The 16,821-nt window shown below is 67.4% G+C and carries 12 protein-coding genes; 3 read left to right on the top strand and 9 right to left on the bottom strand.

Features of this window, described 5'->3' with window-relative positions:
• Nucleotides 1-199 precede the first annotated feature (199 nt).
• The gene (locus tag CR919_RS16045) at nucleotides 200-1,621 is read left to right on the top strand and encodes a M28 family peptidase (protein WP_089236617.1); all 1,422 of its coding nucleotides are present in this window, start codon (nucleotides 200-202) and stop codon (nucleotides 1,619-1,621) included.
• Nucleotides 1,622-1,683: 62 nt separating this feature from the next.
• Here CR919_RS16045 and CR919_RS16040 read toward each other — a convergent pair whose 3' ends face one another.
• The 8 genes from CR919_RS16040 to CR919_RS16000 form a co-directional block, all read right to left on the bottom strand.
• Nucleotides 1,684-2,517, bottom strand: a complete 834-nt coding sequence (locus tag CR919_RS16040) for a TrmH family RNA methyltransferase (RefSeq protein WP_099820861.1) — start codon at nucleotides 2,515-2,517, stop codon at nucleotides 1,684-1,686.
• Complete coding sequence (locus tag CR919_RS16035) at nucleotides 2,510-4,027, bottom strand: alanine/glycine:cation symporter family protein (RefSeq protein ID WP_099820860.1); 1,518 nt, start codon at nucleotides 4,025-4,027, stop codon at nucleotides 2,510-2,512. The genes CR919_RS16040 and CR919_RS16035 overlap by 8 nt, the downstream gene beginning before the upstream one ends.
• Nucleotides 4,028-4,207: 180 nt before the next feature.
• Complete coding sequence (locus tag CR919_RS16030; protein WP_099820859.1) at nucleotides 4,208-4,804, bottom strand: GNAT family protein; 597 nt, start codon at nucleotides 4,802-4,804, stop codon at nucleotides 4,208-4,210.
• Nucleotides 4,797-7,922 (bottom strand): efflux RND transporter permease subunit, encoded by a 3,126-nt coding sequence (locus CR919_RS16025; protein ID WP_099820858.1) that lies wholly within the window; start codon nucleotides 7,920-7,922, stop codon nucleotides 4,797-4,799. Before CR919_RS16025 ends, CR919_RS16030 begins: the two co-directional genes overlap by 8 nt.
• Nucleotides 7,919-9,025, bottom strand: a complete 1,107-nt coding sequence (locus tag CR919_RS16020; RefSeq protein WP_099820857.1) for an efflux RND transporter periplasmic adaptor subunit — start codon at nucleotides 9,023-9,025, stop codon at nucleotides 7,919-7,921. The genes CR919_RS16025 and CR919_RS16020 overlap by 4 nt, the downstream gene beginning before the upstream one ends.
• A 316-nt stretch (nucleotides 9,026-9,341) precedes the next feature.
• A complete protein-coding gene (locus CR919_RS16015) occupies nucleotides 9,342-11,405 on the bottom strand; it encodes a TonB-dependent copper receptor (RefSeq protein ID WP_099820856.1) in 2,064 nt (687 codons plus the stop codon).
• Nucleotides 11,406-11,477: 72 nt separating this feature from the next.
• Nucleotides 11,478-11,930: a DUF2946 family protein gene (locus CR919_RS16010; RefSeq protein ID WP_099820855.1), complete on the bottom strand. Its 453-nt coding sequence runs from the start codon at nucleotides 11,928-11,930 to the stop codon at nucleotides 11,478-11,480.
• A gap of 603 nt (nucleotides 11,931-12,533) precedes the next feature.
• Entirely contained in the window at nucleotides 12,534-13,517 is a 984-nt protein-coding gene (locus tag CR919_RS16000) for a LysR family transcriptional regulator (protein ID WP_099820854.1), read from the bottom strand.
• Nucleotides 13,518-13,726: 209 nt separating this feature from the next.
• Between CR919_RS16000 and cysK the strand changes: the two genes are divergently transcribed.
• The gene (cysK, locus tag CR919_RS15995) at nucleotides 13,727-14,686 is read left to right on the top strand and encodes a cysteine synthase A (protein ID WP_099820853.1); all 960 of its coding nucleotides are present in this window, start codon (nucleotides 13,727-13,729) and stop codon (nucleotides 14,684-14,686) included.
• 321 nt (nucleotides 14,687-15,007) lie between these two features.
• Nucleotides 15,008-15,604: an O-acetyl-ADP-ribose deacetylase gene (locus CR919_RS15990; RefSeq protein ID WP_099820852.1), complete on the top strand. Its 597-nt coding sequence runs from the start codon at nucleotides 15,008-15,010 to the stop codon at nucleotides 15,602-15,604.
• A gap of 71 nt (nucleotides 15,605-15,675) precedes the next feature.
• Here CR919_RS15990 and CR919_RS15985 read toward each other — a convergent pair whose 3' ends face one another.
• Nucleotides 15,676-16,788: an ABC transporter substrate-binding protein gene (locus CR919_RS15985; RefSeq protein ID WP_099820851.1), complete on the bottom strand. Its 1,113-nt coding sequence runs from the start codon at nucleotides 16,786-16,788 to the stop codon at nucleotides 15,676-15,678.
• Between the last annotated feature and the right edge of the window lie 33 nt (nucleotides 16,789-16,821).

Raw genomic sequence — 16,821 nt, 5'->3', positions numbered from 1 at the left:
GCCCACGCTCGGCTGATCTGGAAACGGCAGCCGAGCATGGGCTCGGCTCTACATGGCACACGAAAGCCCCGCTCCGGCGGGGCTTTCGCTTTGCAGCATCTGGCGGAAAACAGCGTCCGCAGCGGCCATGACCTCCCGCCCATGCGCGGCGCTGAACGACTGTTAAGCTCCAAGGCTTACACCCTTCCCGGAGCTGTCCATGCGTCGCCGCGTCCTTGCCATCGCATCCTCCCTCGCCCTGCTGGCCGCGCCGGCCTTCGCGGCGCCGCATGCCACCACCCTGCCGCCGGCCTCGCTGGCCACCGCCGCACAGCTGCGCGACCAGGCGCTGGCCGATGACACCGGCTGGAAGGTGGTCGAATCGCTGACCACCGAGATCGGCCCGCGCATTGCCGGCAGCGAAGCCGACGCCCGGGCCGTGGCCTGGGCCGAAGCCAAGTTCAAGGCCCTGGGCTTTGACAAGGTGTGGAAGGAACCGGTGACCTTCCCGAAGTGGGAGCGCCGTAGTGAACACGCTGCGGTGACCGGCAGGAACCCGCAGCCGCTGCAGATCACTGCGCTGGGTGGCAGCCCGGGCGGCACGGTGGAAGCCGAGGTGGTGCGCTTCGCCGATCTGGCCGCGCTGCAGGCCGCACCGGCCGGTTCGCTGAAGGGCAAGATCGCCTTCGTCGATTACCAGATGCTGCCGTTCCGCGATGGCCGCGACTATGGCCGTGGCGGCGCGATCCGCAGCAAGGGCCCGTCCGAGGCCATCCGCAAGGGCGCGGTCGGCTTCCTGATGCGTTCGGCCGGTACCGACTCGCACCGTGTGCCGCACACCGGCATCACCCGCTTCGATGACGGCCTGACGCCGGTGCCGTCGGCGGCGCTGTCGGTGCCCGACGCCGACCAGCTGGCGCGCCTGCTCGCCCGTGGCGCGACCACGGTGAAAGTGGCGCTGGACTGTGGCTGGGATGGCACCGCGACCTCGTACAACGTGATCGGTGAGATCACCGGCCGCACGCTGCCGAAGGAAGTAGTCGTCATCGGCGGCCATCTGGATTCATGGGACCTGGGCACCGGCGCAGTCGATGACGGTGCGGGCGTGGGCATCACCATGGCCGCCGGCCATCTGATCGGCCAGCTCAAGCAGGCGCCGAAGCGCACCATCCGCGTGATCGCCTTTGCCAACGAAGAACAGGGTCTGTACGGCGGCAAGGCCTACGCCGAGGCGCATGCCAAGGACGTGGCCCTGCACCAGCTGGCCGCCGAGAGCGATTTCGGTGCTGGCCGCATCTACGCCTTCAACACCGGTTCGCCGAACCCGGAAGGTTCGCGTGAGGCGACCAAGCAGATTGCCGAGGTGATGAAGCCGCTGGGCATCGAATACCAGGCCGACAAGGGCGGCCCGGGCCCGGACGTCGGCCCGCTGGCCGCCAAGGGTGGTGCGTGGGCATGGCTGGCGCAGGATGGCTCGGACTACTTCCACCTGCACCACACCGCCGACGACACGCTCGACAAGATCGACCCGAAGGCGCTGGCGCAGAACGTGGCGGCCTACACCGTGTTTGCCTATCTGGCCGCCGAAGCCGATGGCAGTTTCGGCAGTGAAGCGAAAGCGACCACGCCGCCGAACGAGTGATGCGGTGACACAGTGGGGTCAGAGCCCTCGCCGTGGCGAGGGATCTGACCCCGGTCAGGGGCTCAGCCGTGTCGGCTGGACCACTGCGCCAGCAGCACCGCCGTGGCCGAGGCCACGTTCAGGCTTTCCACCGCGCCGCTGCCGGGGATGGAGACCTGCAGATCGCACTGGCTGGCCAGGCCGCGATCCATGCCTTCACTTTCCGCGCCCATCACGTACACCAGGCGGGCGGGCAACGACGCGCGGAACACGTCATCGCCCCCCTCGACCAGGGTCGCGGCCAGGCCGAAACCGGCCGCGCGCAGCTGCGCCATCGCTTCTGCGTCCTCAGGCAGCTGCACCAGCGGCACCGACTCTGCACCGCCCTCGGCCACGCGTGCCGCCGCGCCGGACAGGGCCAGCGTGCTGCTGGCCGGCAGCAGCAGCGCCTTGGCACCGAAGTGTGCGGCCGAGCGCAGGATCGCACCGAAGTTGTGCGGATTGCCGACGCCATCCAGCCACAGTGCCAGCGCCGGGCCTTCGCCCAGTTCGGCCAGCCACTGCGCCAGCGGCAGCACCGGCGCACGCAGCACGTCGGCCACCAGGCCTTCGTGGTGGGTGGTGGCGGCCAGCTTGTTGAGGTCGCCCTCTTCCACCACGCGATAGCCCACGCGGTTGGCCACGCACCACTTCAGCACCGGCTGCATGCGCGGAATCAGCGATTCCACCAGGTACAGCTTGCGCAGCGCCTGCGGACGCTTGGCGAACAGGGCCTGCACCGCGTTCCAGCCATACAGGCGCAGTTCGTCGTTGCCGCGCCCCGGCGGTGGCGGGGTGCTGCCCTCACGCGGTGGCAGCGGGGTGGCCCGCGGCGGTCGCGACGACGGGCGGCGGGCATTCTTCCAGGGATCATTCACTACGGGACAACTCCAGCTTGCGTTGACGCCAGAAATCGGCGTTCTTGATGCCCAGGGCATCGGGGTCGAAGGTCGGATCGAGGCCGAGCTTCTTCTGTCGTTCGTAATCGCGCAGGGCCAGCATGGCCGGCTTCTGCACGATGAGGATGGCGATGATGTTCAGCCACGCCATCAGGCCCACGCCGATATCACCCAGCGCCCAGGCCAGGGTGGCGTTGTGGAAGGCACCGAACACCACCATGCCGATGATGCCCAGGCGCAGCAGCAGCACGGTGAGCGGCCGCTTCCTGTTGTGGTTGACGTAGGTCAGGTTGGTTTCGGCCATGTAGTAATAGGCCATGATCGTGGTGAAGGCGAAGAAGAAGATCGCCACCGACACGAACGCCGAGCCCCAGCCCGGCAGCACCGCTTCCACACCCGCCTGCGCGTAGCCCGCACCTTCGGGAATGCCGGCCAAGCCCTGGAAGATCGGCTCGGCACCGGCCACCGGCGAGTACACGTTGTAGGTGCCGCTGGCCAGGATCAGGAAGGCGGTGGCGGTGCACACCATCATGGTGTCGAAGTAGATGGCGAAGGCCTGCACGTAACCCTGTTTGGCCGGGTGCGAGACCTCGGAGGCCGCCGCAGCGTGCGGACCCGAGCCCTGCCCGGCCTCGTTGGCGTAGATGCCGCGCTTGATGCCCCATTCCACCGCCAGGCCCATCATCGCGCCGAACGCGGCGTGGGTACCGAAGGCGCTCTTGAAGATGATGCCGAACATTTCCGGCACGCGGTCGTAGTTGATGATCATGATGACGATGGCGGTCAGGATGAAGCCAGCCGCCATGAACGGCACCACCACTTCGGCGAAGTTGGCGATGCGCTTGACGCCGCCGAAGATCACCACGCCCAGCAGCAGGGCGACAACGATGCCGATGCCCAGCTTCAGCGCCTGCACCGATTCCATGCCGAAGGCCTGGCCATCGAGCGGACCGCACAGCGCGGTGCCGCGGCAGGCATTGATGATGCTGTCGGCGATGGCGTTGGCCTGCACGCCCGGCATCAGGAAACCGGCGGCGATGATCGTGGCGATGGCGAAGGCCATGGCATACCACTTCAGGCCCATCGCCTTTTCGATGTAGTAGGCCGGGCCACCGCGGTAGCGGCCTTCGGCATCCTTGGTCTTGTAGATCTGCGCCAGGGTGCATTCCACGTACGACGTGGATGCGCCGAGGAAGCCCATCACCCACATCCAGAAGATCGCGCCGGGGCCGCCGAAGGCGATGGCGGTGGCCACGCCGGCGATGTTGCCGATGCCCATGCGGCCGGCCATCGACATGGCCAGGGCCTGGAACGAGGACACGCCGGCGTCGGATTTCTCACCGGACACGGTGAGGCGGCACATCTCGACGAAACCACGGATCTGCATGAAGCGGGTGCGCAGGCTGAAGAACAGGCCGGCGGCCAGGCACATGAAGATCAGCGCCTTGCTCCAGATGATGCTGTTGATGAAATGTACGGTAGCTTCCACGCGCGCTCTCTCCAGTCGGCGGGTTGTGAGGACGTCCCGTCGGCTGGAAGGGACCGGTCGATTCTCCCTGATCGAAGGTCGCTGCGATAGCGCTGCTTTGTAGAGCCGAGCCCATGCTCGGCTGCCGTCAGGGGCCCAAGCCGAGCATGGGCTCGGCTCTACAGCGGCCAGCCCGCGTGTTCAGGGCAGCTGCGTGCGCACCCGGGCGAAGCGGCGCAGGTCATGCAGGACGCCGCGCTTGTAGACGGCGCAGCGCTCCACGCCCTCTTCCTGGAAACCGTTCTTTTCCAGTACCCGGGCCGAGCCCAGGTTGAAGTCGACTACCGTGGCCTGCAGCCTGAACAGGCCAAGCTCGTCCATCACCCAGGGCGCGAACAGACCGACCACACCGGTCATCAGGCCCCGTCCCCAATGGGCCTGGCCGAGCCAGTAGCCCAGTTCAGCGGTATGCCCGCGCTCGGCCACGCCCTGCTGGGCGCCCACGCTGCCGCAGGCCTGGCCGTCGATCTCGATGGCCAGGTTCAGCGTGCCGGGAGCCAGCACGCGCCCGCCCAGGAAGGCTTCGCCATCCTCGCGGGTGTACGGATACGGGAAGCGGTCACGCAGTCCACGCGAGACGTCCGCGTCGTTGGCGTGGCGCAGCAGGGCTTCGAGGTCGTCAGGACGCCAGGGGCGCAGGACGAATCCGTTGCCTTGCAAGCGCGGGGTCAGAGCCCTTTCCCTTTGGGAAAGGGATCCGACCCCTTCGGTGACCCCTTCGGCGCGATGCTCAGGCATGACCACCGACCGACGGCGAGTCGGCCTCCTGCTTCTCCAGCTCGCGCTTCACCGCCTCTGGCGAGCGGGTATACGGGGCCAGCCGCGCGTAGAACGCCGGCACCACGAACAGCGACAGGAAGGTGGACAGGGTGACGCCGAAGATGATCACGATGCCGATGGTGCCACGGCTGGCCGAACCCGGGCCACCGGCCACCACCAGCGGGATGGCGCCGACCACGGTGGCGATCGAGGTCATAAGGATCGGACGCAGGCGCACCATCGCCGATTCGATGATCGCTTCGCGCACGGTTCGCCCGTCGTCACGCAGCTGGTTGGCGAATTCGACGATCAGGATGCCGTTCTTGGCCGCCAGGCCCACCAGCATGACGATGCCGATCTGGCTGAACAGGTTCACCGTCCCTCCGCTCAGCCACAGGCCAACCAGCGCGCCGAGCACGCCCAGTGGCACGGTCAGCATGATCGTCAGCGGGTGGATGAAGCTCTCGAACTGCGCGGCCAGCACCAGGTACACCACCAGCAGGGCCATGGCGAAGGTCAGCAGCACCGCGCCACCCGCACTCTGGTACTCGCGCGATTCGCCCTTCCAGTTCACCTGCGCGTACTGCGGCAGCTCTTCGCGGGTGACCTGCTGCGCCCAGGCAATGGCCTCACCCAGCGGATAGCCCGGTGCCAGGCCGGCACTGATGGTGATCGAGCGCAGCCGGTTGAAGCGGTTCAAGGTGCCCGCTTCGGCCACTTCGCTCAGCGTGACCAGGTTGGACAACGGCACCAGTTCACCGGAGGTGGCACGCACGCGGATCGCGGCGAGGTCGGCCGGGCTGGCGCGGCCATCGCGGCCGGCCTGGACCAGCACGTCGTACTCTTCGCCGTTGTCGACGAAGGTGGTGACGCGGCGCGAGCCCATCATCGTTTCCAGCGCCGAACCGATCGCGGTGACCGGCACGCCGAGGTCGGCCGCACGCTGGCGGTCGATGTTCACCCGCATCTGCGGACGGGTTTCCTTGTAATCCGAGTCCGGGCCGACCAGGCCGGGGTTGTCGGCCATGCGCAGCAGGATGCGGTCGCGCCACTGCGCGATCTCGGCATATTCCGGCCCACCCAGCACGATCTGGAACGGCTGCCCGCCACTGCGCACCAGGCCGCCACCGACCTGGGTACGCACGCGCACGCCACGGATGCTGTCCAGTTCCTTCTGCAGTTCGTTGGCTACTTCCGGCGTGCCTTCACTGCGCTGGCGCCACGGCTGCAGGAACACGCTGACGCGGCCGGTGTGCATTTCCTCGCTTGCGCCGAAGCCGCCGGGCACGCGCGGGTTGGCGCGCACGATCGGCTTGTCCGCGCCCACATGCGGTGCCAGCAGTGCTTCGACCTGCTGCACCTGCTGCACGGTGTAGTCGTAGCCGGCGCCCTCCGGGCCATCGATCATGATCTGGAACGAACCACGGTCTTCGGCCGGGGCCAGTTCCGAAGGCAGCACCTTGATCAGCAGCCAGCTGGCCGCCAACGCAGCGACCATCACCAGCAGGTAGATCCACGTGCGATCCACATGGTGATCGAGCACGCGGCCGTAAGCGCCGGCCAGGCGTTCCAGATTGCGGTTGATGAAACCGTGCAGCCCGCGTGGTGCCTGCCCGGTATGCGGCTTGAGCAGCTTGGAGGCCATCATCGGGGTCAGCGTCAGCGCGACGAACGCGGACAGCGCGACCGCGGCGGCCAGCGCCACCGCCAGTTCACGGAACAGGCGCCCGGTGTTGCCTTCCAGGAAACCGACCGGCAGGAACACCGCCACCAGCACGGCGGTGGTGGCGATCACCGCGAACGCCACCTGCGCGGTACCGCGCTTGGACGCTACCAACGGCGGTTCGCCGAGGTCGATGCGGCGCTGTACGTTTTCCACCACCACGATCGCGTCGTCCACCACCAGGCCGATACACAGCACCAGTGCCAGCAGGGTCAGCAGGTTGATCGAGAAGTCGAACGCGTACAGCGCGATGAACGCCGCCACCAGGCATACCGGCACCGTCACTGCGGGAATCAACGCCGCGCGGAAGCTGCCGAGGAACAACCAGATCACCGCCAGCACCAGGATCATCGCCTCCACCAGCGTGGCGTAGACACGGTCGACGGCGGCCTCGATGAAGGTGGTGTTGTCGAAAGCAACGAAGATCTGCGTGCCCTTGGGCAGGGTCAGCGCCACACGCTCGGCCTCGGCGCGCGCAGTGCGCGCCACGTCCAGCGAGTTGGCGGTGGAGGTCTTGACGATGCCCAAGCCGATGCCGGGCTCGCCGTTGCTGCGGTAGTAGGCGCGACGCTCGGCCGAGGCCAGCTCGATCTTCGCCACATCGCCCATGCGCACCACGTAGCCATCACGGCCCTTGCCCAGCGGAATGGTCGCGAAGTCTTCGGGCTTGATGTAGTTGCGCTCCACGCGCAGGGTGAAATCGCGGTCGGTGGACTCGATGCGGCCGGCCGGCAGTTCCACGTTCTCATTGCGCAGCGCGGTTTCGATATCGCCGGTGGTCAGGCCACGTGCGGCCAGCTGGTCACGGTCCAGCCAGATGCGCATCGCATAGCGCTGGCGGCCACCGATGCGGACCTGGGCCACGCCATCAAGGCTGGAGAAGCGGTCGACCACGTAGCGGTCGGCGTAGTCGCTCAGTTCCAGCGTGTCCATGGTCGAGGAGACCATGTTGAACCAGATGATCGGGTCGGCATCGCTCTCGACCTTGGCGATCTCCGGTGGCCGCGCCTCTTCGGGCATGCGGTCGGCCACGCGGCTGACCGCATCGCGCACGTCGTTGGCTGCCGCTTCGATGTCTCGGTTGGAGGTGAATTCGATGCTGACCTGCGAACGGCCATTGGTGCTGCGCGCGTTGATCGTATCAATGCCTTCGATACCGGCCAGCGCGTCTTCCAGCACCTGGGTGATCCGGCTCTCGATGACCGCCGCCGAGGCACCGGTGTAGTCCACCGACACCGAAACGATCGGCGGGTCGATGGCCGGCAGTTCGCGCAGGGTCAAGCGGGTGAAGGACATCACGCCCAGCACCAGCAACAGCAGGCTCATCACCACGGCAAACACCGGCCGCTGGATGGAGATATCAGACAGCTTCATCCGCCGTGCCCCCCGACAGCGGCCGGTGCTTCAACCGTCGCCGGCTGCGCGCCACTGGCGGGCGCGGCGTCGCTGGCCGCCACCTTCAGGCCCGCACGCAGCTTGCCGGTGCCGTCCACCACGATGCGCTGGCCGGCCTGCAGGCCCTGCTTGATCTCGACCACGCCGGCGCGACGTGCGCCGGTGACCACGTCCACGCGTTCGACGGTGTCATCGGCCTTGATGCGGTACATGAAACTATCGCGACCGACCTGCACCACGGCGATTTCCGGCACCACCAGTGCCGGTCGATCGGGATGGAACAGGCGCACGTCGAGCAGCATGCCCGGACGCAGTGCGTGGTCGCCGTTGGCGAAGTCGGCACGTACGGTCACCGCACGAGTGGCCGGGTCGATGCGTGCATCGATGGTGCTGACCTCGCCTTCGAAGGTGCGGCCCGGCCAGGCCACGCTGGTGGCCTGCACCTTGTCGCCGGTGGTCAGCGACGCCAGTTCCACTTCCGGCACCTGGAAATCGATGTGCATGCGCTCGACGTCGTCGAGGGTGGCGATCACCGTGGTCGGCGTCAGCAGCGTGCCCGGGCTGATCTGGCGGATGCCGAGGACGCCGGCGAACGGCGCACGCACGCGACGGTCGCCGATATCCGACTGCATCTGCGCCACGCGTGCTTCGGCGGCGTCGCGGATCGACTTCTGCGTATCCAGGGTCGCGCTGGACACCAACCGCTGCGCCGCCAGTTCGCGCTGGCGCTTGTACAACTGGTCGGCTTCGCGGAAGGTCGCCTGCGCCTGCACCAATGCGGCTTCCTGGGCCTGCCCGCGCAGGGTCACCAGGGGCGCACCGGCGGCGACCTGCTGGCCACTTTCGAAATGCACGCGCTCGACGATCTCGCTCACCTTGGCGGTCACGCTGATCGACTCGCGCGCCTTGGCCGTACCCAGCGCCTGCAGCGTGTCGTTCCACTGCACCGACTGCACGACCTGCGCGGTGACCGGCACGGCTTCGCCCTGCCGACGCGCGGCGGCCTCCTGTTTGCCTGCGCACCCGGCCAGCACGGCCAGGCTGAGGCCAAGGGCCAGGGTCGAAGCGATACGAGCCAACATGAACAATCCTGAGCGATCCACGGCCGCCGAGTGTAGGCAAGGCCCCGCAAAAGCGGTATGTGCCAAGCGTTTACCGGCGTGGAACGGGTACTGCGATAGCGCCGTGCGCCCATTCCATGCAAGGGTCTGCAGCACGGTGTCGGCGTATGTCGGGATGTATCCCGGCGCGCCATGAGCGGCGACGCCGTCGTAGAGTCGGGAGGCCCGGCCGAGGGCGCCGGGCGGGGTCGGAACCTGGCGGGGATCCGACCCCGTTTTCTTTGGACACAGGCCTTCTTGGCCGGCGCATGGGTAGCGCCGGGCCATGTCCGGCGGATCAATACCGGTAGTTAACCTTCATCCACAGGCTGCGGCCGGGCTCGTTGATGCGCACCGGATCGGCCGGGAAGCCGAAATCGGCGCTACCCGCAAGATTCAGATGCTCGCTGTAGGCACGGTCGAACAGGTTGTCGACACCGGCGCTGAGCTGCAACTGCGAACTGAACCGATAGGCCGCGTTGAGCGCCAGCGTGGCAAAGCCACTGCTCGGCCCGAGGTCCTGCGCCACCACGTTGCCCTGCCCGTCCGCGACCCGATGCTGATGGGTGACCGCGCGCACCAACGCGCCGACACTCCAGCGCTGGCCTTCCCAGTCAGCGCTCAGGCGCGCTTCCAGCGGCGGCATCTGCGGCAACGGGCGATGCTGGTCGCGGTTCTCGCCCCAGGCGTAGGCCAGGGTGCCACCCAGCTTCCACTGCGCGTCCAGCTGCAGCTGCACACCGGCCTCTGCACCGGCGATGCGTGCCTGCACGTTGTCGGCCTGGCTCATGCCCATCATGCCGCTGCCGCGATAGGTGAACAGGATGTAGTCCTGGATCTGCCCCGCATAGGCGGAGACCCAGGCCTGCACGCGCGGGCCCTTGTATTGCAGGCCGACGTCGAGCTGGGTGGTGCGTTCGGGCTGGATGCCAGTGAAGGCGTTGGTCGCACCTGCCGGCCCATGATCGGGCGAGAACAGTTCCCAGTAGTCGGGCATGCGCTGGCTGTGGCCAAGGCCGGCATACCAGGTCAGGCCGTCGGCGAGATCCTGTTCGTAGCGCAGGAACCCACTGCCCAGCCATTCCCTGCGGCGCTGGCCGGCGGTGGGATTGGGCATGGCCATCATCATGCCGCCGATGTCGGCGCGCTCATCGCGCACGCTGGCACGATCGACGCGCAGGCCGCCGATCCAGCGCTGGTCGGTGCCGGCGCCGAGGGTCAGTTCGGTGAACGCTCCGTAGCGGCGGAAGTTGGCGTCGGTGTTCCAGTCCGCCTGTCTGTAGGTGTCGCGCCCCATTCCCATGCGGCCGCGATGTCGGCTGTCCTCGCCATCCACGCCGGCCACCAGCTGCACGTCCTGCCAGCGCCATTCGGAGCTGATGCGCCCACCCTGCGTGCGGCGATCCACGTTCGACGCCATCGGCATCGGCATCATGCTGTGCGGGTTCGGTTCGCGCAGCGTGTAGTTGTCCATCACGTGGTCGGCTTCGTTGTAGTACACGTTGGCCTGCAGCGTGTCCCACGCCCCGGGCAGGTTGCGCTTCTCGAAGCGCGCGGCGTAGCTGGTGCGCTCGAACGCGGCACCGTCCATGCCGCGCCCAGCGTAGCGCGCGATCGCATCGCCGGCACCGGCGGATACTTCAAGCAGGGTATCGGCATCAGGCGTCCAGCCAACGGCTACGTCGCCATTCCACTTGCGCCATTTCGACGGAACCACATCGCCGTTGCCGTCCTTGTAGTCGTCGGCTTCGGAGCGATTGCCGCTGGCACGCACATAGCCGGTCGGATTGCCCAGGGTGAGGTCCAGCACCTGGTCGTTGCGGTTGCGCGAACCGACCAGTGCACTGGCGTCGGCACGCAGCCCCGGTGCATCGAAACGCGGGGTATCACGCTCGAAACGCACGGTGCCCGCCGAGGCACCCGCGCCCCAGCGCACGCTCTGCGGGCCCTTGATGATGGTCAGCCGGTCAAAGCTCTCCGGCGAGATGTAGGACAACGGGTTGTCCATGCGCGAGGGACACGCACCCATCAGATTGCCATCGTTGCTGAGGATGTTCAGGCGTGAACCGAACATGCCGCGCAGCACCGGATCGCCGTTGGTGCCGCCGTTGCGGATGGCGGAAAAGCCGGGAACGGTCTTCAGGTAATCGGCGCCATCGCTGGCCGGCACCGGCTGCCGCGGCAGGCGCGGATCGGTCACCCAGTGCAAGGGCGAGGACGGTGCAGCGGCGGTGACCACCAGCGTATCCAGCGTCCGCGCATCTTCAGCGGGCGCGGCATGGGCGAAGGGCGCGGTCAAGGCAACACCAAGCGCAAACGGCAGGCGCGCACGGGCGCCCGCGGCGGGGAAAGTCATTTTCATGGGAAAAGCTCCAAGGTACGCACGCGCGCACGACGCCCTTGCAGGCATCGTGCGACGGATTCGATAGGGAAATCAGCGGACGGTGGAGATCAGCGGCGGGCCACGCGCGGCGTGTGCCGGCCAATGCAGCAGCGGCAGGCGCGGCTGCGACCATGGGAACACCAGCTTCGGCCGCCACAGCAGGGGCAGCAGCAGCACCAGCACTGCCAGCCACGGCAGCAGGCGCATGGCCAGCACGCAGTACTCGCAGGCCTCGCCATGCATGGCATGCGGGTCGGCAGGCGGGGTCGGATCCCTTTGCCCCGGCAAAGGGCTCTGACCCTCAGCCATATCGCCGTGATGCATGTGGGCATGGTCCATGCCGCCATGCATTGTGGATGGGGTCAGAGCCCTTCCCTGTGGTGAAGGGATCTGACCCTGAGGCGCCTGCAGCGCGCGGCTGACCAGCGGCGCAAGCACCATCAGCAGCGTCGCGATGAAGGCGAGCTGGAGCAGCGTTCGATGCAGGCGGGCGGTACGGATCACCGCGCTAGTGTAGAGGTGCCCCCCGGGGGCGCCGTGCGACGAACCGTCGCAGGAGAGGGGTATCGGCAGGGCTGCGCCCTGCACCTGCAGAGGCAACGGCAACGGCCGAAGCAACGGCAACACCGTGCATTCCGTGGGATGGCGGGGTGGGTCCGGTTGCGGGGGCCGCTGCAAGTACGTCCATGTAAGCTCGGTCGCCGCATCCATGCGGCTCACGCCCCCGCAACCGGACCCACCCCGCCTTCGACAGATTTCCGCGATCTGTTGGAATGGCTCTTGGGGTCAGATCCGTTTTCCTACGGAAAACGGATCTGACCCCAGATTGATTTCGATATCTGAAAGAGATTCATCCACGCATGGCGTGGATCTACCGTGTCGACCAAGGTCGACACCTACCAACAGCCGTCGGAATCTGTCAGAGGCGGGGCGGTGTCGGAGTGCGGGGTGTCCGCGGCATGGATGCCGCGGCCAAGCCTACAGGGACGTACTTGCGGCGTCCCCGCACTCCGACACCGCCCCGCCACCCCACGGAATGCACGCTGTTGCTGTTGCTGTTGCTCCGGCCGGTAGCAGGTGCAGGGCGCAGCCCTGCTCGACCAACCCTCACACCGTGATGGTCTGGGTCAGCGATTCCCAGGTCGGCGGCACCGGCCAGGCCGCGGCCTGGTTGCCATCCAGCACCCGCCGCAGGTCGCGCGGGTCGATCTGCGGGGCCAGCACATGCACCAGCTCCAACGCGTAATCACGCAGCACCCGGTCGCGCGGCAGCACCGCCCAGGCAATGCACTCGGTGATCGGCGCCGGCGCCGGCCATACCCGCAGGTCTTCATCGTTGGCGCTGATCGCCATCTCGGCCAGCAGCCCCACCCCCAGACCGGTGCGCACATAGGTCTTGATCAGGTCCGCGTCCAGCGCGGTCAGCGCCAGATCGGGCACCAGGCTCTGCGCGGCAAAGGCGCGCTGCAAGGAAGAGTTGGGCCGGGTCGAGGATTCGTAGCTGATCAACGGCTGGCGGGCCAACGCCGCCAGGTCCGGTGCGCGGCCGGCGCGGTCCAACGGATGCCCCTTGGGCACCACCACCAGCCGGCGCCAGCGGAACAGCGGCACGGCGATGCCATCGGTGGGTTCGCTGCCTGCAGTGCTGATGATCGCGATGTCGGCATCGCCCTGGTTCAGCCGGTCCAGCGCATCGGCCTCACCGGCCTGCTGCAGGTGCACGCTGACCTGGGGATAGGCCTGCTTGATGCGCGACACCGCCGGCGGCAGCACGAACCGCGCCTGGGTGTGGGTGGTGGTCAGGATCAGCTGGCCCTGGCTCTCGCGGCGCTGGTTGGCCGCGTAGGTACGGATGTTGTTGGCCTCTGACAGCACGGCACGGGCGCGGCTGATCACTTCGGTACCCGCCGGGGTGACCGACTCCAGACTGCGCCCCTTGCGTACGAACAGCAGGAAGCCCAGTTCGTCCTCCAGCTGCTTGAGCTGCTTGGACAGGCCGGGCTGGGTGGCATGCACCCGCGAGGCGGCGAGCGTGATGTTCAGCTCGGCGTCGGCGATGGCAACCAGGTAGCGCAGCTGGGTCAGCGTCATGGCAGGCGGGCGATGTGGGGGGCGGAGGTCCACTCTAGGGTCAATTGCCGTCACCAGCTTATAACCAAAGGTTGTTTAAGAAAGGTATCTGGTCATTTCCGGGCGTCATATGCCGGCGCTACGGTCAGCCGGCAGCCGCTGGCCTGAACAGCCAGCCTTCTTCCCTTATGCCCGCCGAGCCCGGCGCGGCCTGTTCCTGGAGCGCTCCCATGGCCCTGTACGACTCCATCCTCGACACCATCGGCAACACCCCCATCGTCAAGCTTCAGCGGCTGGCGCCGCAGGGCGTGACCGTGTACGCCAAGGTTGAATCCTTCAACCCGGGCGGCTCGGTGAAGGATCGCCTGGCGCTGGCGATCATCCTCGATGCCGAACAGCGTGGCCTGCTCAAGCCGGGCGACACGATTGTCGAGGCCACCTCGGGCAACACCGGCGTCGCCCTGGCGATGGTGGCCGCCGCACGCGGTTACAAGTTCGTGGCGACGATGGTCGAGACCTTCTCGGTGGAACGCCGCAAGCTGATGCGTGCCTACGGTGCTAAGGTCATCCTGACCCCGGCCGCCGAGCGCGGCAGCGGCATGGTGCGCAGGGCGCGCGAGCTGGCCGAGGAGCACGGCTGGTTCCTGGCCAGCCAGTTCGCCAATCCGGCCAACCCGGCTTACCACCGCAACACCACCGCTGCGGAGATCCTGCGTGATTTCGCCGGCAAGCGGCTGGACTACTTCGTCAGCGGCTGGGGAACCGGCGGCACCCTGACCGGCGTCGGCGAGGTGCTGAAGGTCGCCCGCCCGGACACCCGCATCATCGCCACCGAACCGGCCGGCGCCGCATTGCTGAAGGGCGACGACTGGAAGCCGCACAAGATCCAGGGCTGGACCCCGGACTTCGTGCCCGATGTGCTCAATCGCAATGTGGTGGACGAACTGGTGACCGTGGAAGACGACCGCGCGATCGCCACCGCCCGCCGGCTGGCGGCAGAGGAAGGCATCTTCGTCGGCATCTCCGCCGGTGCCACCGTGGCCAGCGCTTTGGACGTGGCAGATCGCGCTGAACCGGGCGCGGTGATCCTGGCGATGTTGCCGGACACCGGTGAACGCTACTTCTCCACGCCGCTGTTCGCCGACGTCAATGAAGGTTCCGACGACGACTGGCTGGCCGGTCTGCCCTGATCACCGCGTTGTCGATGACAGCAGGATGACGCCCACCCTCGCGGTGGGCGTTTCCATTTGGGTAATCCTGACTGGGCATTGCCGTTGCAAGCGGACCGTTTCCCCAGGAAATCAGAAGCAGACCGCTTCGGAAACTTTCGTTTCGCCCGCCTGCGGCGCTCGCTTCAGCCTGCGTGAAGGCACTGCCGGCCATCGTGCATGAACAGGGCGGATCGCAGTGCGTGAGACGGTCATGACGCAGCATCGATGCCCTGTCCCGCAAGATGCGGGTGCAGCCAGCGTGGGCACGGCGCGCAACAACTACAGGCAGGAGACGGACGCATGAAGATCGAAGTGTGGCAGGGCGACATCACGGCCCTGGCGGTGGATGCGATCGTCAACGCGGCCAATGAATCACTGCTCGGTGGCGGCGGTGTCGACGGCGCGATCCATCGTGCGGCCGGCCCCGGCCTGCTGGCCGAGTGCGAGCGTCTGCCGGAGCTGCGCCCCGGTGTGCGCTGCCCGACCGGTGAGGTGCGCGCAACCGATGCCTATGCGCTTCCGGCACGGCACGTACTGCACACCGTCGGCCCGGTCTGGCACGACGGCCAGCGCGACGAGCCGGCACTGCTGGCGAACTGCTACTGGAAGTCGCTGCAGCTGGCCGAATCGCTGAACCTGCAGTCGATCGCGTTCCCGGCCATCAGTTGCGGGGTGTATGGCTATCCGCTGTACCAGGCGGCGCAGATCGCGGTGACCGAAACACTGGCCTGGCAGCGCAGCCACGCCCAGCCGATGCGGATCGTGCTGGTGGCGTTCAACACGGCGACCGCCAAGGCCTACCAGCAGGCGCTGACGGCCGCGGGCCAGGTCGCCGACAGTGGGCGCGGGTCGCTGCTGCCGCCACTGGGCGATACCGGATTCGTGCCGGCGCATTGAAACAATGCGGGGCGTGGAAGAAAAAAGCCGGGCATTGCCCGGCCTTTTCGTTTACATCCGTCGCGACAACGTCAGTTCGTCACTTCGGCGGCAGCGTCGGCCGCCGCCGTAGCAGCAGCCGATGCCGCGGCCGAAGCGGCACCGTCGACCTGCACGCGCACTTCCACCATGCCCGCTTCGTCGCTCAGGCTGGACACGTCCACGGTGTAGTGGCCGGCCGGCAGCGATTCTTCCAGGCGCGCGTTGGTGCCATTGCCCCCATCGTCATCGGCAAGTTCCACGTCGCCGCCGACCACGCGCAGCACCGTATCCACCTCGCTGGACACCGCATCCAGGCGCACATTGGCCGGACGCGGCAGACTCAGCAGGAAGCGGCGGCGGCCTTCGCCATCAAGCATGGCGAACACGCTGCCGGACGTCGGCAGGGTGGTGCCATCGCGCATGACCATGTTGGCCGGCAACTCGGCGCGCTTGGCAGTCAGTGTGAAGGCGCCGGTAGCGTCTTCGCCGAGGCTGCGCACGCGCAGGGTGTACTTGCCCGGCTCCAGCGGCATGCGAAGCTGCGAATTGGTGCCATCGCCATCATCGTCGTTCTCCGCCTGCGCGCCGTTTCCGTCCAGCTTCAGCACGGTGTCGAACGCTTCCGATTCCAGGCGGATCTCGTACATGCCCGCTTTTTCCACCTGCAGGGTGTAATCCTGCGACTTGGAGACCAGCAGGTCGCCGATCTCGCCTTCGCCCACCATCGGCTTGCCGTCATACGGCACCAGCTTCTCGGCGCGCACGCGGTACGGGCCGAAGGCGGAGGGGCCGTCGGCGTTGATCGCCACCTGGTAGCTGCCAGCACCATTGGCACGGAACGCCAGCGAAGCGTCGTTGCCGCGCTCATAGGCCGGGCTGCTGCTGGACACCAGGACGCCATTGTTGAACACGGCGATCGAGCCACGCAGCGCGCCGGTCAACTTGATGCCGACCAGTTGCTTGTCTTCCAGCTTCAGCTGGTACAGCTGGTGGTGGCTGCCATCGTTGAAATTGACGCCGCTGCGCGAGGTGATTTCGCCGGAGACCGGCTTGTCGAACTCCAGCGAGGGGGCCTTGCCCACGTCCGTGCTGCCACCCATCCGGTTGCAGCCGCCGACAGCCAGCACGGTGGCCACGGCCAGCGTGATTGCGGTGATACGCATGTTCTTTCTCCTTGGCCTTCCATGTATGCCCCC

It is taken from the genome of Stenotrophomonas sp. LMG 10879 (assembly GCF_002750935.1).
Lineage (GTDB): Bacteria > Pseudomonadota > Gammaproteobacteria > Xanthomonadales > Xanthomonadaceae > Stenotrophomonas > Stenotrophomonas lactitubi_B.
This window is presented reverse-complemented; position numbering and strand designations above follow the sequence as displayed.

Excerpts from the sequence above, each read along its gene's own strand:
- CR919_RS16045 (WP_089236617.1), top strand. The coding sequence starts at position 200 with ATGCGTCGCCGCGTCCTTGCCATCGCATCCTCCCTCGCCCTGCTGGCC.
- CR919_RS16030 (WP_099820859.1), bottom strand. The coding sequence starts at position 4,804 with ATGCCTGAGCATCGCGCCGAAGGGGTCACCGAAGGGGTCGGATCCCTT.
- CR919_RS16025 (WP_099820858.1), bottom strand. The coding sequence starts at position 7,922 with ATGAAGCTGTCTGATATCTCCATCCAGCGGCCGGTGTTTGCCGTGGTG.
- CR919_RS16020 (WP_099820857.1), bottom strand. The coding sequence starts at position 9,025 with ATGTTGGCTCGTATCGCTTCGACCCTGGCCCTTGGCCTCAGCCTGGCC.
- CR919_RS16015 (WP_099820856.1), bottom strand. The coding sequence starts at position 11,405 with ATGAAAATGACTTTCCCCGCCGCGGGCGCCCGTGCGCGCCTGCCGTTT.
- CR919_RS16000 (WP_099820854.1), bottom strand. The coding sequence starts at position 13,517 with ATGACGCTGACCCAGCTGCGCTACCTGGTTGCCATCGCCGACGCCGAG.
- cysK (WP_099820853.1), top strand. The coding sequence starts at position 13,727 with ATGGCCCTGTACGACTCCATCCTCGACACCATCGGCAACACCCCCATC.
- CR919_RS15990 (WP_099820852.1), top strand. The coding sequence starts at position 15,008 with ATGAAGATCGAAGTGTGGCAGGGCGACATCACGGCCCTGGCGGTGGAT.
- CR919_RS15985 (WP_099820851.1), bottom strand. The coding sequence starts at position 16,788 with ATGCGTATCACCGCAATCACGCTGGCCGTGGCCACCGTGCTGGCTGTC.